The sequence below is a fragment of the Helicobacter sp. L8 genome (assembly GCF_003660355.1).
In the GTDB taxonomy this organism is placed as follows: domain Bacteria; phylum Campylobacterota; class Campylobacteria; order Campylobacterales; family Helicobacteraceae; genus Helicobacter; species Helicobacter labacensis.
On the sequence record NZ_QXQR01000003.1, the window covers coordinates 104,813 to 124,681 of the forward strand.

The window sequence follows — 19,869 nt, forward strand, 5'->3', positions numbered from 1 at the left end:
AAATCCCCTTAAAATAGCTTTCCCCCTCCAAAGACGGTTTACTTAATTTCAGCCTTCGCCCCGACTTCTTCAAGTTTCTTTTTGAGGGTTTCGGCTTCCTCTTTATTCACGCCCTCTTTGAGCACATGGGGAGTTTTCTCAGTGGCTTCTTTAGCCTCTTTAAGCCCTAAGCCGGTGATCTCACGCACCACTTTAATGACTTTAATTTTTTCAGCCCCAGTTTCAGCCAGCACCACGCTAAACTCGGTTTTCTCTTCTACCACTTCAGCCACAGCCCCGCCCCCAGCTCCAGCCACCACAGTAGGAGCTGCACTCACGCCAAATTTTTCCTCAAAGGCTTTCACCAACTCAGAGAGCTCTAAAACACTCAAGCCCCCGATATACTCTAACAGCTCCTCTTTGTTAATTGCCATGTTGATCCTTTATGCTTCTTCTTTTGATTTTCTCAGGTTGTCTAAGCCGGTAACAAAATACCTTGCTGGCGCGCTCCAAACAGAGAGCAACATCCCAATGAGCTCTTGTTTGCTAGGCAATTTGGAGATCGCCTCAATGTGCGCGCCATCTACAGCCTGCTTTTCATACAGTCCAAGCTTCACACTAAAGTGCTCCTTGTGCTCCTTAGCAAAGCCCATCACTACTTTTGAAAGCGCGATTTGATCGCCACCCCAAACGAATAAATTCGTTTCTTTGAGCTCTAGGGCGGGTAGTTGCGCCTCTTTGAGTGCGAGGCTGGCTAGGGTGTTTTTAATCACCTGCACTTTAATACCCTGCGCGCGCGCGCTGTTGCGCAATTTTTCTAGATTTTTCACGCTCAAGCCCTTATAGTCGCACACCGCTAAGGCTTCCATATCGCTAAAGGCATTTTTCAGCGTAGCGACTAACTCTTGTTTTTGTTCTCTATGCATGTTTCCTCCTTTCCGACTTCAACTTCCACAAGGACACTCTAAGAGTGATTTAAGCGACCGCCCTTGTTTCTTCAGTCTAAGATCAACTATTTGACATCCATCAATTCTTGGGCATTCAAGCGCACACCCGGGGACATGCTCAAAGACACCACGCTATTACGGATATACTTCCCCTTAGAGGTGCTAGGTTTGAGCTTATTGATCGCGCGTACCAACTCTAACATGTTCTCCTTGATTTGTGCCGCCTCAAAACTCACCTTACCCACAGGGGCATGTAAATTGCCCTTTTTATCCACGCGAAAATTCACCTGCCCGCTTTTGGCATTGCTCACAGCCTTTTTAATGTCCATCGTAACGGTGCCCGTTTTAGGATTAGGCATCAAGCCCTTAGGTCCTAAAATGCGCCCCACCTTCCCCACAACAGCCATCATATCCGGAGTGGCAATCACCATGTCAAAATTGGTATTCCCATTTTTGATTTCCTCGGCTAAATCCTCACCCCCGACTACATCAGCCCCTGCTTCTCTAGCTTCATCTAGTTTAATGTCTTTGGCAAAAACCGCCACGCGCACTTTTTTGCCCGTGCCATGGGGCAAGACCACCGCTCCGCGCACCATTTGATCGGCATGCCTTGGATCCACGCCCAAGCGCAAAGCCACCTCTACAGTTTCATCAAATTTAGCTGAGGCTAGGGATTTGAGCACCCCCACACCCTCTTCAAGGCTATAGACCTTGTCTTTGTCAAACTTGTTTGCTAATTTTTCTAAACGCTTTGCTAGCTTTGCCATGTCTATCCTTCTATCTCAATGCCCATGCTCTTAGCACTGCCCATCACAATTTTTTTTGCCGCTTCTAAATCCGTGGTGTTGAGATCTTCTAGCTTGTTTTTAGCGATCTCCTCCACTTGGGACAAAGTGAGCTTACCCACTTTATTTTTCAAAGGGTTATCTGCCCCCTTAGCCACCCCGCTGGCTTTTTTGATGAGATCGGTCATGGGGGGTTTTTTGGTGATAAAAGTAAAACTCTTGTCTTGATAAACCGTGATGATCACAGGGATATTAAAACTCCCCATGTCTTTAGTTTTCTCATTAAACGCCTTGCAAAATTCCATGATATTCACCCCCCTTTGCCCCAAAGCCGGTCCTACGGGCGGGGAGGGGTTGGCTTTTCCTGCTGGGATTTGCAATTTAATCTCACCGACAACTTTTTTTGCCATGCATGCTCCTTAGATGATTTTTTCCACTTGAGAGTAGAGAATCTCAATGAGGGTATTGCGCCCAAAGATCGAGACATTGAGTTTTAATTTGCGGTGTTGCACATCGTATTCTTCCACTGTCGCGGTAAAATTGGCAAAAGGTCCCTCAATGATGCGCACCACCTCGCCCCTCTCATAATAAATTTTGGGCTTGGGCGCGGCGCGGTGAGTCATTTTCTCTAAAATATTGCCAATGTCTGCATCGCTTAGAGGCGTGGGCTTTTTGCTCTCCCCAATGAAACGGCTCACACGGGGGAGGGACTGGATTTTATGCCATAACACCGTGTCCAAATCCACCTTGATAAACACATACCCGGGGTAAAGGGAGCGTTCTGTAACTTTATTTTTACTCTTTTTAGAGAGCTCGATCACATCCTCTGTGGGCACAATCACTTCTTGCACCCGATCCCCAATATTGTTCTCGCGCACCATGTTTTCAATGGCTTTCTTAACTGCCTGCTCACTGCCTGAATAGGTTTGAATCGCATACCATTCCATCAAAACCCCCTATAGAATGCTAGCGACAAAGGACGACAAAACAAAATCTATCAAAGCCAAAAATAAGGTGATGATGCTCACCACAACCACCACAGACACAAGGGCATTGCGAATCTGCTCCTTGAGTGGGAAGATCACCTTTGATAGCTCCTCTTTTGTCAATCTATACTGGGATAACCACTTTTTCATTCCACCAACTTTCTCTTGCCACCATGGCAGGTCAGGAGGGACTCGAACCCCCAACAATCGGTTTTGGAGACCGGCGCTCTACCATTGGAGCTACTGACCTCTATCCCCCCCAAACGCCCCTAACTTTTGAGTTTGACCTCTTTATGTGTGGTGCGTTTATTTTCCCTAGGGCAAAACTTTTTGAGCTCCAGTTTCTCCGTATTTGTCTTGGCATTCTTGGTTGTGCTGTAATTGATTTCCGCACAATCTGCGCATTTCAAACCAACCTTGACTTTCATGCCCATCCCTACTCAAGGATTTTAGTAACCACACCCGCGCCCACGGTTTTACCCCCCTCACGGATGGCAAATTTTGTGCCCACTTCTAGCGCGATCGAGCTGATGAGCTCCACCACGATCTTAGTGTTATCCCCGGGCATGATCATCTCAGTGCCTTCAGGCAAGCTAATAGACCCCGTTACATCGGTAGTGCGCACATAGAATTGGGGGCGATAACCATTAAAGAAAGGCGTGTGTCGCCCACCTTCCTCTTTGGAGAGGACATACACTTCGCCCTCAAATTTCTTATGGGGAGTGATGGATCCGGGTTTGCAAAGCACCATGCCCCTAAAGACTTCCTCTTTTTTAGTGCCTCTTAAAAGCACGCCCACATTATCCCCCGCTTCGCCTTTATCCAGCTCTTTTCTAAACATTTCCACGCCGGTAACCGTGGTTTTTTGGGTGTCTTTAATCCCCACAATTTCTACTTCATCCCCAATTTTGACTACACCGCGCTCAATCCTGCCGGTTACTACAGTGCCCCGACCCGCAATGGAGAAGACATCCTCTACGGGCATCAAAAAGGCTTTTTCCGTGTCGCGCTCAGGGGTGGGCACATGGTTGTCTACATGGTTCATTAAATCCAAGACTTTTTGACCCCATTCGCCGATATTGCCAGATTTGGCTTCTTCTAAGGCTTTGAGCGCGGAGCCGGCAATAATGGGGGTGTCATCCCCGGGGAAGTCATAAGCACTCAAGAGTTCGCGCACTTCCATTTCTACGAGGTCTAAGAGTTCTTGATCGTCTACCATGTCTTGTTTGTTTAAGAACACCACAATATGGGGCACGCCCACTTGGCGTGCGAGTAGAATGTGTTCGCGGGTTTGGGGCATAGGACCATCAGCTGCTGAGACAACCAAAATCGCGCCATCCATTTGTGCCGCACCGGTGATCATGTTTTTGACATAGTCGGCGTGTCCGGGGCAATCAACATGGGCATAGTGGCGGTTTTCTGTGGAGTATTCAATGTGAGAGGTGGCAATGGTGATGCCTCTTTCTTTTTCTTCGGGGGCGTTGTCAATATTGTCGTAGTCTTTGAGTTCGGCTAAACCTTTTAGGGATAGCACGGCAGAAATCGCTGCGCTCAAAGTAGTTTTACCATGGTCAACATGCCCGATGGTGCCCACATTGACATGGGGTTTGTTTCTTTCAAACTTTGCTTTTGCCATTTGCGCTCCTGTATATAAATTTTAAAGCCTATAGGGATAGCTACTGGAGCCCATAAGCGGAATTGAACCGCCGACCTCTTCCTTACCAAGGAAGTGCTCTGACCCCTGAGCTATATGGGCAACTGGAGCGGGAAACGGGACTCGAACCCGCGACCCTCAGCTTGGAAGGCTGATGCTCTAGCCAACTGAGCTATTCCCGCGCTGGTGGTGAGACGTGGATTCGAACCACGGAAGGCGAAAGCCAGCAGATTTACAGTCTGCCCTCGTTGGCCACTTGAGTATCTCACCGGAGCTGGCTAAGGGACTTGAACCCCCAACCTGCTGCTTACAAGGCAGCTGCTCTACCAATTGAGCTAAGCCAGCACTAACACAAATTCTAATTATAATACTTTTTTTACCTATTTGTCAAGTAGCCATCTTTTCTAGCATGTTGAAGACAAAGCGCGCGCTAGTCTTTGCGCTTTGTTCTAAAAAGCGATCAAAATCCTGCGGGGCTTCCCCATTAGCGTTATCGCTCACACTGCGCAACACACAAAAGGGCACACCAAAATTAGCGCACACAAAGCCCACGCTTGCTCCCTCCATCTCCACCACATCCGCCCCAAAATCGCGCACTAATTCTAGCTTACGCTCTTTGGAGCTGACAAATTGATCGCAGGTAGCAACCACCCCACTTTTGAGTTCTATACCTAAATCTTGGGCTACGCTTTGGGCTAAGGCGTTTAATTGGGGATCACTTTGCACAAATACCGCGCTTTCAGGAATAAAGCCCAAAGGATGCCCAAAGGCGCATAAATTCACATCGGCTTGGCAGAGCTTGGTGGCTAACAAAAGGTCGTTAATTTGTAGGTGTGGTGCAAGCCCGCCAGCTACCCCACTAAAGATCAAAGCCTGCACCCCATAGCGCAATAACATCGTGCTAGCGGTGGTGGCGGCATGCACCTTGCCAATCTTGCTATAGGCTAACACGATACGCATATCCTTAAAGGGGATCAAATAAAACACATTACCCCCTATATTTTCCTGCGTATGCGCGCCAAAGAGGGCTAAAAAGGGGGCGATCTCCTCAGCCATCGCGCCCATCACACCGATGATTTTTTCCATGCTAATCCTTTGCCAAGCGCGTATTCTAACATGGTTTTTTTAAACTCTGAGTGTTGTTTTCATTTTGTGCTACAATGGCGCGATCAATGCAAAGGGGATAGGATGCAAGGCGTGTTAACAAGAGTGCAAGAGGCGATTGATGCCATCAAACAGGGGCATTTGATTATTCTAATGGACGATGAGGATCGCGAAAATGAGGGGGATTTGGTGATGGCAGGCATTTTTAGCACACCTGATAAGATCAATTTCATGGCTAAACATGCACGCGGGCTCATCTGTGTTTCGCTCACTAAGGAGCTTGCCCATCGCTTTGATTTGCAACCTATGGTGTCTCACAATGACTCTAAACATGAAACAGCCTTCACGGTCTCCATAGACGCGCGCCAAGCTAAAACCGGCATTTCTGCCTATGAGCGTTCTTTGACGATTGAACTGTTATGTCGTGAGAATACCAGCGCGCAAGACTTCGTGCGCCCGGGGCATATTTTCCCTTTAGTGGCTAAAGATGAAGGGGTGTTGGTGCGCACAGGGCATACGGAGGCGAGCGTGGATTTATGTAAATTAGCCGGATTAAAACCAGTGAGCGTAATTTGTGAGATCATGAAAGAAGATGGGTCTATGGCGCAACGCGGGGATAAGTTTTTGCTAGATTTTGCCCAAGAGCATCAACTTAAAATTTTGTATGTGTCCGATTTGGTCAGCTATCGCCTCCAAACTGAAAATCTCGTGCACCTTGTCTACAAAGCACCGGCGTGCTTTATGGATTATCACTGCACTTACATTAAGCTTGTGGATCATCTCCAGCGCGAACACCATGTCTATCAATTTGGTAGCCCGGTTGTGCCTCTAGTGCGCTTCCATGTGGTGCAAAATGACTACGCCCTTTTGAGTCAGCCTGAGCAATATAACTTCTTTTTAAAAGCCCTGAAAACGCTACACACCCAAGGGGGTTACCTCGTCTTCATTGATCCACAAGCCAAGACGGACACGATGAAAAGCTTTGGCGTGGGGGCGTTGATTTTAAAGAGTTTGGGTATTAGAGATTTTAAGCTCATCACCACGCAGGATAATCCCGAATATACGGCTTTGAGGGGCTTTGGTTTGAATCTGCTAGAGACTTTGCAACCTTAACATTTGCAAGCCTTTAGTTCTTGTGCTTTAGCTCCTTTAGGGCTTGACAAGAACTACTTACGCCCATATCACAAGCCTTTTTGTAATATTGGCGTGCTTTTTCTTTGTCGGGCTTGACACCTTTGCCATGTGCATATGTAATCGCCAAATTATAGTAACCCAAAGAATTTCCCATGTCTGCTGCCTTTTGGAAGTATTCTTTGGCTTTGGCATCATCTTTGGAGATGCCTTCATATAAAACAGAACCATAGCTATACATCACTCCCGCATTGACATAGCCTGCTGCATACCCCATATCTCCTGCCTTTTTGTAATATTGCAGGGCTTTTTTATTATCGGGTTTCACATTGCATCCAAATCTATCGCAATCACCGCCCACCTCATACAGATAGCCTAGGCGATAATAAGCCTCTGCATCCCCCAAATCCCTCGCCTTTTTATAATAGAACAACGCCTGCGCATAATCACTAAAACCACTATCATAGTTGCTATATAGATCCCCCAAACCAATATAACCCTTAACGCTCCCTAAATCCGCTACTTTTTGGAAGTATTTTAAAGCCTTGTCATAATTTTTGCGATCGTAAGCCTTATGAGCCACAGAGAGGTATTGTTGAATTTGTTGGGCTTTGGTTTGGGCAAAGACACTTGTCAAACAACACAGACTAATGCAGGCTACCTTGAATAGGTGTTTAACATTTTTCATAAAAACCTCACAATTTTAGGGCTTTCTAGCCAAGAGCAAGCCAAAATTTACCCATTTAAACAACACTTCTACATGAGTAAAACCGGCTTGTTCCAAAAGAGCGGTGTTTTCTTGCAAGCTGTAGGGCACTAACACATTTTCTAAGGCTTCGCGTTTGAAGCTGATCTCATTGAGGGTATAGCCCTGTTGTTGTTTGTAAAAATAATACAATTCGATCATCTGCTTGTCTAAAATGCGATCTAAGCTCATCATTTTTTCTGCCACCACCACAACCCCCCCGGGCTTTAGGGCATCAAAAATACGCTGTATCAAGGCTTGGCGTTGCAAGGGTCTGATGAATTGCAAGGTGTAAAGCAAGACCACCGCCCCCGCATTGTCTAAAGAAGTGTTTAAGATGTCTTCACAACGCCAAGTTACATTAGAGGTTTGTAGTTTTTCTTGGGCTTTGGCGAGCATACTAGGGGAGTTATCCACCCCCACTAAAGGCACACTATTAGGGAGCAAGGGGGCAAGGGTGGCTAAAAAATTTCCCGTAGAACAACCCAAATCATAAACCACGCCCTCCAAATCTTGGGCGACAAAATGGCTGGCTAGCTTTAGGGTTTCGTGGTAGTGGGGGATGCTTCTTGTGAGCATGTCATCAAACATGCCCGCCACTTGGCTATCAAACTCAAAGCGTTTAGGTAGGGGGGTGTTAAAGAGGGTGTCCTTCACAACTGCGCTAGCCCAAAGACAGGTGAGCTAGGGCTTGCGTAAGCTTTTTTAGGGATGCGCCCGGCTAAATAACTTTTGCGCCCGGCTAATACGGCAAATTTCATGCTCTCTGCCATCATCACCGGGTCTTGGGCGAGCGCGATAGCCGAATTAGTCAAAACCCCATCTGCCCCTAGCTCCATCGCAATGCTCGCATCCGAGGCACAACCCACGCCCGCATCCACAATTACGGGCACTTTTACAGCTTCTTTAATAAAGCCAATGTTATAGCGGTTTTGAATCCCTAACCCGCTACCAATAGGGGAGGCTAGGGGCATGACCGCACTTGCCCCCGCCTCTTCAAGCTTTTTAGCCATAATCGGGTCGTCGTTGGTATAAGCCAACACACAAAAGCCCTCTTTAGCGAGGATTTGACACGCTTCTAGGGTTTCTAGGGTGTCGGGATAAAGTGTGCGTTGATCACCAATGATCTCTAGCTTGATAAAATCAATCCCCGTGGCTTCTTTAACGAGCCTAAAAAGCGCGATGGCTTCTTTAGCGCTAGTGCAACCCGCGGAGTTGGGCAAAAAGCTAATGTCTGTGTCCTTAAAAGTGTCTAGTAGATTTTCGCTATTAGAATCGGTGATATTCACCCGGCGCACTGCCACGGTGATCATCTCTGCCCCGCTAGCAAGGGTGGCTTGCTTGGTGGTGGCAAAGTCTTTATACTTGCCACTGCCCACAATCAAGCGGGAGACAAAACTCTTAGAGCCAATGATGAGGGGGTCGTGCATTAGGCTTTCTTATGCACGATTTGGTTGATGTAGTAATCTACAGAGCCCAAGCCCTCTTTTTTCGCCCACTCATAGCATTGGGAGACAAACGCCCAGTTGATATGGGGGTAGAATTTCTCCAAATACACGGGGCGGGCGTTTTTGTGATCGATGTAGTAGGCGTGCTCCCACACATCCACGGTCAAAATGGGGATTTTGTGGTCGGTTACCGGGGTTTGGGCGTTGCTGGTTTGCACGATCTCAATTTTTTGGGTTTTGGGATCATAGACTGCCCAATTCCAGCCAGAACCAAATAGGGTGGTCGCGCTTTTGAGAAAAGCCTCTTTGAAGGCATCCAAAGAGCCATAGTCGTGCTCCAACGCGCTTTTAAGCTCATCGCTCATCTCTGTGGCTTTAGGGCTCAAGCAATCCCAATAAAAGTCGTGGTTGTAGATCTGTGCAGCGTTGTTAAACACCCCTCCGCTGGATTTGGTCAAAATGCCAAACAGACAGCTACTTTCAAACTCTGTGCCTTTGATGAGGTTGTTGAGGTTATTGACATAGGCTTGGTGGTGTTTGCCATGGTGGAAGTCAAAGGCAGTAGGGCTTAAAAAATCCCCCATGCTATCTTTGCTATAGGGCAACTGGCGTAAAGTGAACATCACATCTCCTTGAAATTAGATTGAGCGCGCATTATAACACTAGATTCTCAACAAGGGACTAATATCGCGTCTAAAAGACGCGCGCTTTGCTCGGGAAACTCTAAGATCGGGGTTTTTAGGGTGGCGTTAAGGTGATCGATGTAGGGTTTGCAAATTTGGGAGTAGGTGCGTTTGTCGCGCACATTCACCAAGAAGTGGTGGGGGATCTTGTGCGCATTGAGATACTCTTGATTGAGCAGTAAATCATTGAGCATCCCTAAGTGATCAGCACTCACCAGTAAAAATTTGGCTTTGAGAAACAAGCCCAGATCGACAATCTTGTTTTTAGCGTCCAAAGGGGCCAGCAACCCACCCACCCCTTCTACCATGAGTAAATCGCACCGCTCTTGCAGGGCATCTAGCTTTTTTTTAATCTCTTTAAAATCTATCACAATATGGGGTTCAAAGCGCGTGGCTACAAAAGGGCTTGCCCCCAAGACAAAGCGGTAAAAACTGATGTCTTCCAACTTCAAATTGGATTCTACGCTCAAATTTTCCTCTAAAAACAATTGTGCATCGCTAGATTCTTGCGCGTTAATGCCCGTTTCAATGGGCTTGGCTAATAGTGTTTTGATCCCGCGCGCTTTGCATAGCCTAGCGATTTCTAAGGAAAGAGTAGTTTTGCCCACACCCGTATTGGTCGCGCTTACAAAAATGGGGGTATACATCCAAAGTCCTTTGCCTATTTTAGGCAATAGCTTAAGCTTATTTCTCTTATAATGGCTTTAACAATCTAGTATACGCATAAAGGTAGCGCATGTTGAGGGTGCTTTTTGGAATTAGCGACACACAGGAGTGTAGGAGTGGGCTGGATGCGACTCTTAAACTCTTCACTAAGCTTAAAGAGGTGCATTTTACTTTAGTGCATGTGAGTCCAGAGGTGCTGATCTATCCAGAGAGTGGGATTATGAATTACAGCCAAGCCGAAGTGATCGCGCACGAACAATCCAACCAACTCTTAGAAGAATTCACCCAGCTATTCACCCAAGAGGGGATCGCCTGCGAGGGCTTACTCAAGGTGGGTAATCCGGTGGATGTGATCTTAGAAATGGCACCCGGTTTTGATCTCTTGGTGATTGGGGCGAGCGAGTCCTCAGCTTTTTATAAAATCTTTGGATCGCACCAAAATAGTTTTATTGACAATTCCCCCATCCCCGTGTTGGTCGCCAAATGAATTTGCCAAAAAGGTAACTAATGCCCTCTATCACCATCCGCTTGCATCGTATCCTCAACGCCTCTGTCGCGCTCGCCTCTAAATTATCCCACCGCTTCACCACCGTAGAGCATGTTTTTCTAGTGATGCTCAACGACAAGGAAGTCCAAAGTTTCTTGCGCCAATTGGATGTGGATATTCTGGACGCTAGACAGATCATCCAAAGTTATCTAGTAGAGAGCGTGCCCATTTTTGCCAGCACCGAAGAGCACAAACGCCCCAAACATGATCAAGAGTTGTTAGACTTGTTCCAAGCCCTAGAAGATTATGTCAAAGACACGCACCACCGCGTCATTGATGTCCAAGATTTTCTCTTTATCATGCTACAAGAGAACAAGAGTTACAGCGCGCGGGTTTTGCACTCTTTCCATGTAGATAGCCTCAAAATCCTAGAACACCCCCCCCTCTCTTTTTCCAAAGAAAAAGTTTCAGCCCTGCAGAAATTCGCCAAGAATCTCAACGAATTAGCCAAACAGAATGCCATTGATCCGGTTTCGCACCGCGATGAAGAGTTAAAAAAGGTGATAGAAGTGTTGGGGCGGCGCAAGAAGAATAACCCTCTATTAGTGGGCGAGCCGGGAGTGGGTAAAACGGCGATCGCTGAGGGGTTAGCCCTAAAGATCGTGCGTCAAGAGGTTCCGGCGTTTTTACTCCAGCGCACGATTTACGCCCTAGACTTAAGCGCGATGGTGGCTGGGAGCAAATACCGGGGTGAGTTTGAAAAACGCCTGAAGAAAACCCTCAAGGAGTTGCAAAAGGACAAGGGGAGCATTCTTTTCATTGATGAAATCCACACGGTGCTAGGGGCAGGAGCTTCTAGCACGGGCGCGCTCGATGGTGCCAATATCTTAAAACCCATGCTCGCTGATGGATCTTTGAGTTGCATTGGGGCGACCACTTTTGAGGAGTTTCGATTGGTGCTAGAGAAAGACAAGGCGTTTTGCCGGCGTTTTAGCAAGATCGACATTTTAGAGCCCTCCAAGCAGGATTGCTACGCCATTTTAGACGATCTATCCGGACACTATGAACGCCACCACCATGTTAAATACAGCAAGGAAGCCCTCAAGGCATGCGTGGATCTCTCGATTCACTACCTCCATGAGAATTTTCTTCCCGATAAGGCGATCGATCTGATGGATTTAGCTGGATCGTTTAAAAAAATCTACTCCCCCCCCAAAGCCACCCCTCCTCTCATCTCTACCCACGACATTGAAAATGTGCTTTCTTCTAAAATTGACATTCCCAAGTCCCATATTAGTCTAGAGAAACAAAACCGCCTCAAGGGCTTAGAAGCCCAGCTTAAAAAAGAAGTGGTTGCTCAAGATGGTGCGATTCAACGCTTGGTAGAGGCGATCAAAATCCATGCCTCTGGACTTGTGGGCGCACAAAAGCCTATTGCCAGCTTTTTATTTGTGGGACCTAGTGGGGTGGGCAAGACAGAGTTAGCCAAAGCTCTAGCCAAGCACCTACACTTGCATTTAGAACGCTTTGACATGAGCGAATACAAAGAACCCCATAGCATTTCTAAACTCATTGGCGCGCCCTCTGGTTATATCGGTTTTGAGCAGGGCGGGCTGTTGGTGAACGCCATGCGCAAACACCCTCATTGTGTGCTTTTGCTCGATGAGATTGAAAAAGCCCACCCCGATGTTTACGATCTCTTATTGCAAATCATGGATAACGCTACACTCACGGACAACAATGGCAGAAAAGGCGACTTCAAGCATGCCATTTTGATTCTGACTTCTAATGCCGGGAGTGGGGCGTTGGGGCAAGTGGGCTTTTTGGATCACCACGCGCATAAATACCACCAAGCCCTCAAAGACTTACTGAGCACCGAATTGCGATCTAGATTAGACGCGGTTTTGACTTTCAACCCCTTGAGCTTGGAGCATTTAGAGCGCATCGCGCATAAGGAGTGCCAAAAACTTGAAGAACTCTTAGCTCCCAAAAATATTAGCCTGAGCTTAGATAAGAATGTGGGCGCGCACTTAGCCAGCCTTTGTTTCAAAGACCCCCTAGGGGCGCGCGTGATGGCTAAGTTGGTGCATGATCACATCAAGGTTAAACTCAGTGATGCGATTCTGTTTGGGGGGCTTAAAGAGGGGGGGAGTGTGCGCGTGGGGCTTAAAGATCAAGAAATCAAGGTGGTGTGTAAGCAAAAAGCGCGCCCCAAGTCCAAGAAGATGAGAAACCCTTAAGGATAGCCATGCCTGCTATACCCGTGCTTTATTCTAAGATTCACCGCGCGGTGGTTACGGATGCCAATTTGCATTATCAGGGTTCAATCACCATTGGCAAGACCCTAATGCAAGCGGCTAAATTACACCCGTGGATGCAAGTAGATGTGGTGAATATCCACAATGGAGCGCGCTTTAGCACCTATGCGATTGCCGGGGAGGATGAGCATGAAATCTGTGTCAATGGCGCGGCTAGTCGTTTGGTGCAAGTGGGGGATTTGTTGATTATCTTGGCTTACATGCACCTAGAACTAGCGCACATCCCCACCCACCAGCCTCATATTCTTTTGCTAGGGGATCATAACGCGATCTTAGAACAAGGAAATCCATGCTAGATTTGGGACAATTAGGCGGGTTATTATCCCAGCTCCAAGAGCAATTCAAGGACATAGAAGCCAAGCAAAAAGCCACTAAGTTTAGCGCTAAAAGTGGGGGGGGGCTGGTGCAAGTGTCCATCAATGGTGCGGGGGAACTCTTGGATATACAAATCGATGATAGCTTGCTAGAAGACAAAGAAGCCCTACAAATTTACTTGATGAGCGCGCTCAATGAAGCCTACAAAAGCGTAGAAGAAGGGCGCAAGAACTCCGCTTTTGGCATGTTGGGCGGTTTGAATCCCTTTGGTAAATAGGGCTTGTGTTGGTTTGGATCGGGCTGTTGCTAGCATTAGCTACCCCCCTTATAGCCTATGATTTTTCCCAATGTGCCCAATACCACCGCTTAGCTAGTCATGAGCATGGCGTGTCGCTATTTTGGGATCACAAACAAGTTAGCTTTTTGCACTCTAGAATCCCCCCTAAGGGGGTGAAAATTCTCAAAGCCGATCCCTTCATCGGGTTTTATCTTATCCAAGCCCCCAAAACCCGTTTTGCTTACCACCTGCTAGATATTGATGCGCAAGCCACCAAACGCCCCCTAGCCAGTGTCAGCGCGCAAGCTAGAGCAGGTTCTATTTTGCATCGCCAAACGGGGTTTTTACACTTTGCGCGCTTTTCTAAACCCATGCCCATTAATGCGGTGGTGAGCAATATCTGTTATCAAATCTATGGGGTGGGAGTGGGTGGGCATGATTTCATAGAAAGTAGGTATCTCAAACGCTTCTTAAAACAAAAAAGCCCTTATTATGGCGACATTGGGGTGCGCGTGCGCGCAGGGGCGGTCGTGCAGAGTGTGGACCCCTTTTTTAAGCACAACCCTTTTTTAGAGCGCGATGTGATCACCCGTATCAATAACCAACCCATCCGCAATGCCCAAGATTTTGAGTGGGTGGTGAGCAATTTAGCCTACCAAAGCCGCGCGCGCATCACCATCAAGAGGGGCAATGCTTTGAAAACCTTTGTGGTGCGCGTGGATAAAAGGCATGGGGGATTTTTATTGCCAGACACTTTTTTAGAACGCTTTGGGATTACTCTTAACCACAAACTCATCATCACCAAAGCCACCCACCTAGCTCCCCCCTTAAACCAGCTCCAAGTGGGGGATCAATTAGTGTGGATCAACAAGCACCCCATTGTCAAACCCGGGCAATCCCCACGCGTGGCTTTACAAAGGGCGTTGAGCGAGGCGTTTATGCAGGGGCGTATTGAAATGCTGATTCTAAGAAACGGGTTTGAATTCTATGTGCGCCTCTAAACTAGATTTTTACACAAATGTCTGTGAAGACTTCAACGCTTACATTCCCCAAGCCAAGCCAAAGATAGAAACTTTTCACCCCTTTTTTGAAGACGCTTTTTGGGAGATGCTCTTAAATGGGGGCAAACGCTTTAGACCTAAGCTCTTTTTGGCGGTGCTGTGCGCCTTTGAAAAGAATGTAGAAGTGGTGCGCGCAAGTTTTCCTGTCGCTCTAGCCTTAGAAGTCTTGCACACCTATTCGCTCATCCATGACGATTTGCCATGCATGGATAATGCCGATGAGCGCCGCCACCACCCCACCTTGCATAAAACCTATGATGTAACTACCGCCACTCTGGTGGGCGATGGGCTCAACACTTACGCCTTTTATTGCATTGCCCAAGCCCCCCTAAAAAGCGCTTTAAAAGTGCAACTCATCGCGTTATTAGCCCAATGTGGGGGCATTGAGGGCATGCTCTTAGGACAGGCACTAGATTGTTATTTTGAAGGTCAAGCCCTAAAAAGAGCGCAATTAGAGGAGTTGCACACCTTAAAGACGGCAAAACTCATCGCCGCTAGCCTAAAAATGGGTGCTCTCATCGCCCAGGTCTATGGGCACACACCTGAAGGGCTACCGGACACGCTTTTTAGTTGGGGGCTCAAACTGGGGTTGTTTTTTCAGGTGCGAGACGACATCATCGATCGCACCCAAAGCCCTCAAGAATCGGGCAAAAGCACCCAACTAGACACCCTAAAAAATAACTATGTCAATCTCTTAGGTCTCTCCCAAGCCCAAGCCTATTTACAAGAGCTTAAAGCGCATTTGTTAAAAACGCTCGCGGCATTCCCTCCGACTCTAGGGCTTTATCTGCAGACTTTGCTAAAGGAACTTGCATGAAACCGCATATCTTGCTCACCAATGACGATGGTTATGAAGCCAGAGGGTTATTAGCACTAAGAGATACGCTAAAGAGTGTCGCCGATGTGATGGTGGTTGCGCCCAAGAACGAACGATCAGCCTGCGGGCATGGAATCACCATTAGGGTGCCCCTACGCCTAGAGGAGATTGAGGCGGGGTATTTCCGTGTGGACGATGGCACACCTAGCGACTGCGTGTCTTTAGCTATCTCGATAAGCCAAAGACCTTTTGATTTGATGATCTCTGGGATTAACCATGGCTCTAATATGGGTGAAGATGTGCTTTATTCAGGCACGGTGGCTGGAGCCATTGAGGGCACTTTGCAAAAAATCCCCTCCATTGCGATCTCACAAAGTATCCAAGATCGCGCCAAATTTGCCCAACACGATTTTAGCCTAGCCACCCAAATCGCCTTGCGCCTTGTGCAACAATGCCTCAAACATGGCTTCCCTTTTACCCCCAGTGCGCGCAAGTTTTTAAATGTCAATATCCCCCAACGCGCCCCCAAAGGCATTAAGATCACCCAACAAGGGGTGCGTCTTTATGCTAACAATATCCATTTGAAAACCGATCCCAAGGGCAAGCAATATTGCTGGCTAGGACTCAACCCGCTAAAGTGGGAGGAGCGTCCCGGGGGGTTGAATGATTTTGAAGCCATCGCGCATGGCTATGTGTCTATCACACCCATCACTCTCAACATGACCAGTTACACAGATTTGCAAATTCTGCAAGAGTGGGTCTAAATGCCTCAACTTTGTAGTAAAATGCGGAGATGGAAAGGAACGCGAGAATGCGCCGTGCTATTTTGGGCTTGTTAGTGCCATTGGTGTTTGTGCTGGGTGGTTGCCATCGCTTGAACATGGGATATTTCTCTGAGGTGCGCGGGGATTATGCCTTCAACTACAACGCGCCCATTGTGGTGGTGCATGACAAAGAGGACATGGTGAGCTCTTATTATCTACAATTCATCATCTACCAATTGCAACAGCTAGGCTTTTACAATGTCTTTAAGCCCCAAGATTACCCCATCTCTCAAGCCAAGAACACCATTTATGTCCAGGTTGTGCGCAATATCATGGCTCAGCCGGTTTATACTTATGACTACACCTTGATCGAGCGCACCAAAAGGCATCGTTGCTATTGGCATGAGGGGCAGTTTTACTGCGCCAAAGTGCCCACGAATTATTATGCCATTAGCGGGTTTTCTGCCTCTAGCCAAATGTTAGCCGGTTCGCACTTTATCATGGACTGGTGGGACAATGTGCGCAATAAACGCGTGCTTTACATTGATGGGAGTGTGAGTGGCAAGACTTGTGGGTATAATAGACTCTATGAAGATCTAATTGGGGACACCATTAAACGCATTGATTTCACTAGGTCTGAACACTACCGTTATTACCAACGACTCCCCGTTTACATGCCATGTTACAAGCGTTAGATCATGCAAATTAGAAGAACTTTCCACTTTTGCGCTAGCCATGTTGTGCGCAACTGCACCTCTAAACGGTGCGCTACCAGTATCCATGGGCATAATTACACCCTAGAGGTGTTTGTAGAGGCACATAAATTAGATCGAGCCGGGATGCTCTTGGATTTTGGGCTGTTTAAAAATGAGATCGCCAGCTTTATTGACGCTTTTGATCATGCGCACCACTTTTGGGATCGCGAAGAGGCGCATTTTCAGGAGTGTATCACTAGCACTTGTGCGCGCTATGTCAAGTTGGGCTTTAACCCTAGTGCAGAGGGGTATGCGCTGATGTTCCATCTCTTCTTAGACGCGATTATGGGCGCTACACAGTTTCACAATGGTGAAGCCCCCTTGAGTGTGTGTTCTGTGCGTGTGCATGAAACTGATTATGGCTACGCGCAAAGTTTTAAAGAGGATTTGCAAAATCCGGATTTGATGGAGCATATCTCTTTACACAGTGTGGATTTTTCCCCGGGCATTCTAGAAGAGATGCGCGATCCCGCCCTTGTAGATAAACTCAGGGCTTATTACGCCATGTTAGCCTGCGCGCTTTTGCCCCCCAAAAAGCCCTTTATAAGCCCCTTACCCCTGATACGCGTATGAAACTGCCCTTAGTAGAGGCTTTTTATAGCCTACAAGGGGAGGGGGCGCATGTGGGCACGCCTAGCATTTTTGTGCGCTTGGGGGGGTGTAATCTACGCTGTCGGGGTTTTGGGGTGGTAAGTTTCAAGCAGGGGCGCAAGATTGTAGGCTGTGATAGCGCGTATGCTGTGCACCCTATGTATGCTAGGCAGTGGCGCGCTTTGCAAACCTCCCAAGCGTTATTAGACACCATCGATGCCCTAACACCTCCCACCCCCAACCTCCCCCATATTGTGCTCACCGGGGGCGAGCCTACCTTGCATTTTAATAACCCCTTGCTCTTGGACGCGCTAGAAAAACTCTTAGCACGGGGGTATTTTATCAGTGTGGAGAGCAATGGGAGTGTGGATTTTGAGTTTTACCCCTGTTTGCAGGCTTTGCATTTTAGCCTAAGCGTCAAGCTCAGTTTTAGTTTGGAGAGCGCGTCCAAACGACTCAATTACCCAATTTTACGCGCCATTTTAAGCCATGCGCGCGCGGTGTTTAAGTTCGTGGTGCGCCCTGAGGCTTTGGATCAAGACTTGGCTGAGATCGACTCTATTTTAGAAGATCTAGCCTGTGCGCCCCCACCAATCTATCTTATGCCCTTAGGCACGCATGGCATAGAAATGCATGCCAAAGCTCTAGCTCCAGTGTGTTTGCAAAGAGGGTATCGCTTAAGCGATCGTCTGCATATCCGCCTTTGGGGCGATGTGCGGGGGCGTTGATGTTAGAGGCGTTTGCTACCTATATTGAAAACATCGCTAAAGACGATGGGAAGCATAAATTCAGCCTAGATAGTGTGTTAGAAATGGGCGCGGTTTGCCAAGCCTTAAGCCTCTTGCACGAAGCTATCAAAGCCCAACGCCCCATCATCATCGGGGGGGATTACGATTGCGATGGGATGAGCGGGACGGCGTTAGCATGTTTCTTTCTCAAAGAGGTCTTAGCTTACCCCTTTGTCAATTACATTATCCCGCGCCGCAACACCGACAGCTATGGCATGAGTGTAGAACTCTTACAAGCTTATGCCACCAAAGAGCGTCTAGTGCAAGAAACCTACACCCCACAAGGGATTATCCACGCCAAACCCCTAGATTTACACAATGCCCTATTTCTCACCATTGACAATGGCGCAACCATTCCTGATGAGGTGTATGCCTTTCTACGCGCCTGCAACACGCCTTTAATCTTGAGTGATCACCACGAATTTTTAGAGGGGCGTATCCCCGCTTGCGATGCTTTTGTGCACCCCCTTTTAAGCGATAACCACCCTTTTAAGGGCATTAGTGGGGCGTGTGTGGGCTATTTACTCATGTTAGCCTACGCCAAGCGCTACCACATCAAAATGCGCCCTCAAGATTGGACTTACATGCAAGTTTTAGCCGGTCTTAGCACCATTGGGGATATGATGGACTTAAGCCAGCCCTATAACCGCCACCTAGTCAAGCGCATGGATCAAACCTTACAAACCTCCATGCCCGCCAATCTAGCCCAAATTTACCAGCTTAAAAACCGCCTTTATCCCCAAACTTACAAACTTGGCATGCTCAGTTGGGACATCATCGCTCCGATCAACGCTGTAGGGCGTATGGACGGCATTGAAGGGTGTGTGCATTGTAGCGTGGTGGTGGATTTGCTCTCTAAACCCACGGCTAATCCCTATTACGCACATCTCTTACTCCAAGCCCACCAACAACGCAAAAACCTGATCGCCCAAGCCAAAGAGAATTTAGAAGTGGTGGTGTGCGGGGTGGTGGTGCATGCAGGTGGGGCGATCGCGCGCGGGCTCATGGGTTTGATTGCTAACCAACTCTTAGAACAACACGCTAGTAGCTTGAGTTTGTGCTGGCGTTACCAACAAGAGAGCATCGAAGCTTCCTTGCGCTCCAAAGAGATCGATCTCATCGCCCTCTTGGGGCATTTACAAAATAATGGGATTGGTGTAGTGGGGGGCGGGCACAAGCGCGCTTGTGGCATGGTGTTTGAAAGCCAGCAGGATTTCCAAAACGCCCTGCTCTATCTAGAAAGACACCATGCTTTTTGAAGTGGATCGCATCGCCACTTTGCACTCCAGTGTGTTTTTAGCCTTACTCAAACAAGGCGAGCCCTATGGAGTGGGCAACCCAACACCCCAATTTGCTGTGTGTGCGCGTTTGAAAAACTATAATTTCATGGGGCGCAATCGAGCGCACGCGCGTTTGGAGTTGGAGGATGGGAGCGGATCGCTTAAAGTCCTGTGGTGGTTTCACAAGCTCCCTGCCTTGCAAGAGGGGGATTTAGTGCGCGTGGTGGGCACTTACGATTATGTGGATCGCGAGTTGCTCTGTATGGATTTTGCGCTCCTGTAACAGGC

27 protein-coding genes and 5 tRNA genes are annotated in these 19,869 nt (G+C 47.8%); 13 read left to right on the top strand and 19 right to left on the bottom strand.

Translation table 11 applies throughout. The features are described 5' to 3' along the window. Window positions 1-38 precede the first annotated feature (38 nt). From rplL to EAO37_RS02790, 14 genes are all read right to left on the bottom strand, one after another. Entirely contained in the window at window positions 39-413 is a 375-nt protein-coding gene (gene rplL / locus EAO37_RS02725; RefSeq protein ID WP_120951415.1) for a 50S ribosomal protein L7/L12, read from the bottom strand. A gap of 9 nt (window positions 414-422) precedes the next feature. Then, window positions 423-905 carry a 50S ribosomal protein L10 gene (gene rplJ, locus EAO37_RS02730; protein ID WP_120951417.1) on the bottom strand — a complete coding sequence of 161 codons (483 nt, stop codon included), beginning with the start codon at window positions 903-905 and terminating at the stop codon, window positions 423-425. 86 nt (window positions 906-991) lie between these two features. Further along, a complete protein-coding gene (gene rplA / locus EAO37_RS02735; protein ID WP_120951419.1) occupies window positions 992-1,693 on the bottom strand; it encodes a 50S ribosomal protein L1 in 702 nt (233 codons plus the stop codon). Window positions 1,694-1,695: 2 nt separating this feature from the next. Continuing rightward, a complete protein-coding gene (gene rplK / locus EAO37_RS02740) occupies window positions 1,696-2,121 on the bottom strand; it encodes a 50S ribosomal protein L11 (protein WP_120951421.1) in 426 nt (141 codons plus the stop codon). Between the two features lie 9 nt (window positions 2,122-2,130). After that, window positions 2,131-2,658, bottom strand: coding sequence for a transcription termination/antitermination protein NusG (nusG, locus tag EAO37_RS02745; RefSeq protein ID WP_120944473.1), 528 nt, complete (start codon window positions 2,656-2,658; stop codon window positions 2,131-2,133). A gap of 9 nt (window positions 2,659-2,667) precedes the next feature. Next, complete coding sequence (secE, locus tag EAO37_RS02750; protein ID WP_120944475.1) at window positions 2,668-2,847, bottom strand: preprotein translocase subunit SecE; 180 nt, start codon at window positions 2,845-2,847, stop codon at window positions 2,668-2,670. A gap of 24 nt (window positions 2,848-2,871) precedes the next feature. After that, a tRNA-Trp gene (locus tag EAO37_RS02755) sits at window positions 2,872-2,947 on the bottom strand. 19 nt (window positions 2,948-2,966) lie between these two features. Then, window positions 2,967-3,125 (bottom strand): 50S ribosomal protein L33, encoded by a 159-nt coding sequence (gene rpmG / locus EAO37_RS02760; RefSeq protein WP_120944477.1) that lies wholly within the window; start codon window positions 3,123-3,125, stop codon window positions 2,967-2,969. A gap of 8 nt (window positions 3,126-3,133) precedes the next feature. Beyond that, window positions 3,134-4,333, bottom strand: coding sequence for an elongation factor Tu (tuf, locus tag EAO37_RS02765; RefSeq protein WP_120951423.1), 1,200 nt, complete (start codon window positions 4,331-4,333; stop codon window positions 3,134-3,136). A gap of 44 nt (window positions 4,334-4,377) precedes the next feature. Continuing rightward, window positions 4,378-4,453 (bottom strand) — tRNA-Thr (locus EAO37_RS02770). A 3-nt stretch (window positions 4,454-4,456) separates the two neighbouring features. Then, window positions 4,457-4,533, bottom strand: a tRNA-Gly gene (locus EAO37_RS02775). Window positions 4,534-4,535: 2 nt separating this feature from the next. Then, a tRNA-Tyr gene (locus tag EAO37_RS02780) sits at window positions 4,536-4,621 on the bottom strand. Window positions 4,622-4,623: 2 nt separating this feature from the next. Beyond that, window positions 4,624-4,696: transfer RNA gene (locus tag EAO37_RS02785), tRNA-Thr, on the bottom strand. 42 nt (window positions 4,697-4,738) lie between these two features. Further along, entirely contained in the window at window positions 4,739-5,437 is a 699-nt protein-coding gene (locus EAO37_RS02790) for a 5'-methylthioadenosine/adenosylhomocysteine nucleosidase (RefSeq protein ID WP_120951425.1), read from the bottom strand. Between the two features lie 102 nt (window positions 5,438-5,539). On the opposite strand from EAO37_RS02790, the gene EAO37_RS02795 reads away from it, so the two are divergent. Next, window positions 5,540-6,568, top strand: a complete 1,029-nt coding sequence (locus tag EAO37_RS02795; RefSeq protein WP_120951427.1) for a bifunctional 3,4-dihydroxy-2-butanone 4-phosphate synthase/GTP cyclohydrolase II — start codon at window positions 5,540-5,542, stop codon at window positions 6,566-6,568. A gap of 13 nt (window positions 6,569-6,581) precedes the next feature. Here EAO37_RS02795 and EAO37_RS02800 read toward each other — a convergent pair whose 3' ends face one another. From EAO37_RS02800 to bioD, 5 genes are read right to left on the bottom strand one after another with little or no spacing between them, the layout of a single operon-like run. After that, entirely contained in the window at window positions 6,582-7,274 is a 693-nt protein-coding gene (locus EAO37_RS02800) for a tetratricopeptide repeat protein (RefSeq protein WP_120951428.1), read from the bottom strand. A 15-nt stretch (window positions 7,275-7,289) separates the two neighbouring features. Continuing rightward, the gene (cmoA, locus tag EAO37_RS02805; RefSeq protein ID WP_120951430.1) at window positions 7,290-7,988 is read right to left on the bottom strand and encodes a carboxy-S-adenosyl-L-methionine synthase CmoA; all 699 of its coding nucleotides are present in this window, start codon (window positions 7,986-7,988) and stop codon (window positions 7,290-7,292) included. Continuing rightward, on the bottom strand, window positions 7,985-8,761 hold the full coding sequence (locus EAO37_RS02810) for a thiazole synthase (protein WP_120951432.1): 777 nt from the start codon (window positions 8,759-8,761) through the stop codon (window positions 7,985-7,987). The genes cmoA and EAO37_RS02810 overlap by 4 nt, the downstream gene beginning before the upstream one ends. Next, window positions 8,761-9,402 (bottom strand): superoxide dismutase [Fe], encoded by a 642-nt coding sequence (sodB, locus tag EAO37_RS02815; RefSeq protein WP_120951434.1) that lies wholly within the window; start codon window positions 9,400-9,402, stop codon window positions 8,761-8,763. The genes EAO37_RS02810 and sodB overlap by 1 nt, the downstream gene beginning before the upstream one ends. 47 nt (window positions 9,403-9,449) lie before the next feature. Further along, complete coding sequence (bioD, locus tag EAO37_RS02820) at window positions 9,450-10,109, bottom strand: dethiobiotin synthase (protein WP_120951436.1); 660 nt, start codon at window positions 10,107-10,109, stop codon at window positions 9,450-9,452. Window positions 10,110-10,198: 89 nt separating this feature from the next. On the opposite strand from bioD, the gene EAO37_RS02825 reads away from it, so the two are divergent. From EAO37_RS02825 to EAO37_RS02880, 12 genes are read left to right on the top strand one after another with little or no spacing between them, the layout of a single operon-like run. Then, window positions 10,199-10,615: a universal stress protein gene (locus EAO37_RS02825; RefSeq protein WP_120945357.1), complete on the top strand. Its 417-nt coding sequence runs from the start codon at window positions 10,199-10,201 to the stop codon at window positions 10,613-10,615. A 20-nt stretch (window positions 10,616-10,635) separates the two neighbouring features. After that, a complete protein-coding gene (locus tag EAO37_RS02830) occupies window positions 10,636-12,855 on the top strand; it encodes an AAA family ATPase (protein ID WP_120945355.1) in 2,220 nt (739 codons plus the stop codon). Between the two features lie 8 nt (window positions 12,856-12,863). Continuing rightward, window positions 12,864-13,229 (top strand): aspartate 1-decarboxylase, encoded by a 366-nt coding sequence (panD, locus tag EAO37_RS02835; protein ID WP_120945353.1) that lies wholly within the window; start codon window positions 12,864-12,866, stop codon window positions 13,227-13,229. Further along, window positions 13,223-13,525, top strand: coding sequence for a YbaB/EbfC family nucleoid-associated protein (locus tag EAO37_RS02840; protein ID WP_120945351.1), 303 nt, complete (start codon window positions 13,223-13,225; stop codon window positions 13,523-13,525). The genes panD and EAO37_RS02840 overlap by 7 nt, the downstream gene beginning before the upstream one ends. Before the next feature lie 5 nt (window positions 13,526-13,530). Then, window positions 13,531-14,526 (top strand): PDZ domain-containing protein, encoded by a 996-nt coding sequence (locus tag EAO37_RS02845; protein ID WP_240451703.1) that lies wholly within the window; start codon window positions 13,531-13,533, stop codon window positions 14,524-14,526. Continuing rightward, window positions 14,513-15,403, top strand: a complete 891-nt coding sequence (locus EAO37_RS02850) for a polyprenyl synthetase family protein (RefSeq protein WP_120951500.1) — start codon at window positions 14,513-14,515, stop codon at window positions 15,401-15,403. The genes EAO37_RS02845 and EAO37_RS02850 overlap by 14 nt, the downstream gene beginning before the upstream one ends. Then, the gene (gene surE / locus EAO37_RS02855) at window positions 15,400-16,167 is read left to right on the top strand and encodes a 5'/3'-nucleotidase SurE (RefSeq protein ID WP_120945349.1); all 768 of its coding nucleotides are present in this window, start codon (window positions 15,400-15,402) and stop codon (window positions 16,165-16,167) included. Before EAO37_RS02850 ends, surE begins: the two co-directional genes overlap by 4 nt. A gap of 29 nt (window positions 16,168-16,196) precedes the next feature. Next, window positions 16,197-16,862: a hypothetical protein gene (locus tag EAO37_RS02860; protein WP_120945347.1), complete on the top strand. Its 666-nt coding sequence runs from the start codon at window positions 16,197-16,199 to the stop codon at window positions 16,860-16,862. Between the two features lie 3 nt (window positions 16,863-16,865). Beyond that, a complete protein-coding gene (locus EAO37_RS02865) occupies window positions 16,866-17,495 on the top strand; it encodes a 6-pyruvoyl tetrahydropterin synthase family protein (protein WP_120945346.1) in 630 nt (209 codons plus the stop codon). Then, window positions 17,492-18,241, top strand: coding sequence for a 7-carboxy-7-deazaguanine synthase QueE (locus EAO37_RS02870; protein ID WP_120945344.1), 750 nt, complete (start codon window positions 17,492-17,494; stop codon window positions 18,239-18,241). The genes EAO37_RS02865 and EAO37_RS02870 overlap by 4 nt, the downstream gene beginning before the upstream one ends. Continuing rightward, window positions 18,241-19,560 carry a DHH family phosphoesterase gene (locus tag EAO37_RS02875; RefSeq protein ID WP_205589735.1) on the top strand — a complete coding sequence of 440 codons (1,320 nt, stop codon included), beginning with the start codon at window positions 18,241-18,243 and terminating at the stop codon, window positions 19,558-19,560. Before EAO37_RS02870 ends, EAO37_RS02875 begins: the two co-directional genes overlap by 1 nt. Next, window positions 19,550-19,864 (top strand): hypothetical protein, encoded by a 315-nt coding sequence (locus EAO37_RS02880; RefSeq protein ID WP_120945342.1) that lies wholly within the window; start codon window positions 19,550-19,552, stop codon window positions 19,862-19,864. The genes EAO37_RS02875 and EAO37_RS02880 overlap by 11 nt, the downstream gene beginning before the upstream one ends. Window positions 19,865-19,869 lie beyond the last annotated feature (5 nt).

Coding starts and splice junctions, on each gene's coding strand:
- rplA (WP_120951419.1), bottom strand. CDS start 1,693: ATGGCAAAGCTAGCAAAGCGTTTAGAAAAATTAGCAAACAAGTTTGAC.
- sodB (WP_120951434.1), bottom strand. CDS start 9,402: ATGTTCACTTTACGCCAGTTGCCCTATAGCAAAGATAGCATGGGGGAT.
- bioD (WP_120951436.1), bottom strand. CDS start 10,109: ATGTATACCCCCATTTTTGTAAGCGCGACCAATACGGGTGTGGGCAAA.
- EAO37_RS02840 (WP_120945351.1), top strand. CDS start 13,223: ATGCTAGATTTGGGACAATTAGGCGGGTTATTATCCCAGCTCCAAGAG.
- EAO37_RS02880 (WP_120945342.1), top strand. CDS start 19,550: ATGCTTTTTGAAGTGGATCGCATCGCCACTTTGCACTCCAGTGTGTTT.
- EAO37_RS02860 (WP_120945347.1), top strand. CDS start 16,197: ATGGAAAGGAACGCGAGAATGCGCCGTGCTATTTTGGGCTTGTTAGTG.
- EAO37_RS02865 (WP_120945346.1), top strand. CDS start 16,866: ATGCAAATTAGAAGAACTTTCCACTTTTGCGCTAGCCATGTTGTGCGC.
- rplK (WP_120951421.1), bottom strand. CDS start 2,121: ATGGCAAAAAAAGTTGTCGGTGAGATTAAATTGCAAATCCCAGCAGGA.
- secE (WP_120944475.1), bottom strand. CDS start 2,847: ATGAAAAAGTGGTTATCCCAGTATAGATTGACAAAAGAGGAGCTATCA.
- rpmG (WP_120944477.1), bottom strand. CDS start 3,125: ATGAAAGTCAAGGTTGGTTTGAAATGCGCAGATTGTGCGGAAATCAAT.
- panD (WP_120945353.1), top strand. CDS start 12,864: ATGCCTGCTATACCCGTGCTTTATTCTAAGATTCACCGCGCGGTGGTT.
- EAO37_RS02830 (WP_120945355.1), top strand. CDS start 10,636: ATGCCCTCTATCACCATCCGCTTGCATCGTATCCTCAACGCCTCTGTC.
- rplJ (WP_120951417.1), bottom strand. CDS start 905: ATGCATAGAGAACAAAAACAAGAGTTAGTCGCTACGCTGAAAAATGCC.
- rplL (WP_120951415.1), bottom strand. CDS start 413: ATGGCAATTAACAAAGAGGAGCTGTTAGAGTATATCGGGGGCTTGAGT.
- EAO37_RS02800 (WP_120951428.1), bottom strand. CDS start 7,274: ATGAAAAATGTTAAACACCTATTCAAGGTAGCCTGCATTAGTCTGTGT.
- EAO37_RS02790 (WP_120951425.1), bottom strand. CDS start 5,437: ATGGAAAAAATCATCGGTGTGATGGGCGCGATGGCTGAGGAGATCGCC.
- EAO37_RS02810 (WP_120951432.1), bottom strand. CDS start 8,761: ATGCACGACCCCCTCATCATTGGCTCTAAGAGTTTTGTCTCCCGCTTG.
- EAO37_RS02850 (WP_120951500.1), top strand. CDS start 14,513: ATGTGCGCCTCTAAACTAGATTTTTACACAAATGTCTGTGAAGACTTC.
- surE (WP_120945349.1), top strand. CDS start 15,400: ATGAAACCGCATATCTTGCTCACCAATGACGATGGTTATGAAGCCAGA.
- EAO37_RS02825 (WP_120945357.1), top strand. CDS start 10,199: ATGTTGAGGGTGCTTTTTGGAATTAGCGACACACAGGAGTGTAGGAGT.
- tuf (WP_120951423.1), bottom strand. CDS start 4,333: ATGGCAAAAGCAAAGTTTGAAAGAAACAAACCCCATGTCAATGTGGGC.
- EAO37_RS02870 (WP_120945344.1), top strand. CDS start 17,492: ATGAAACTGCCCTTAGTAGAGGCTTTTTATAGCCTACAAGGGGAGGGG.
- nusG (WP_120944473.1), bottom strand. CDS start 2,658: ATGGAATGGTATGCGATTCAAACCTATTCAGGCAGTGAGCAGGCAGTT.
- EAO37_RS02875 (WP_205589735.1), top strand. CDS start 18,241: ATGTTAGAGGCGTTTGCTACCTATATTGAAAACATCGCTAAAGACGAT.
- EAO37_RS02795 (WP_120951427.1), top strand. CDS start 5,540: ATGCAAGGCGTGTTAACAAGAGTGCAAGAGGCGATTGATGCCATCAAA.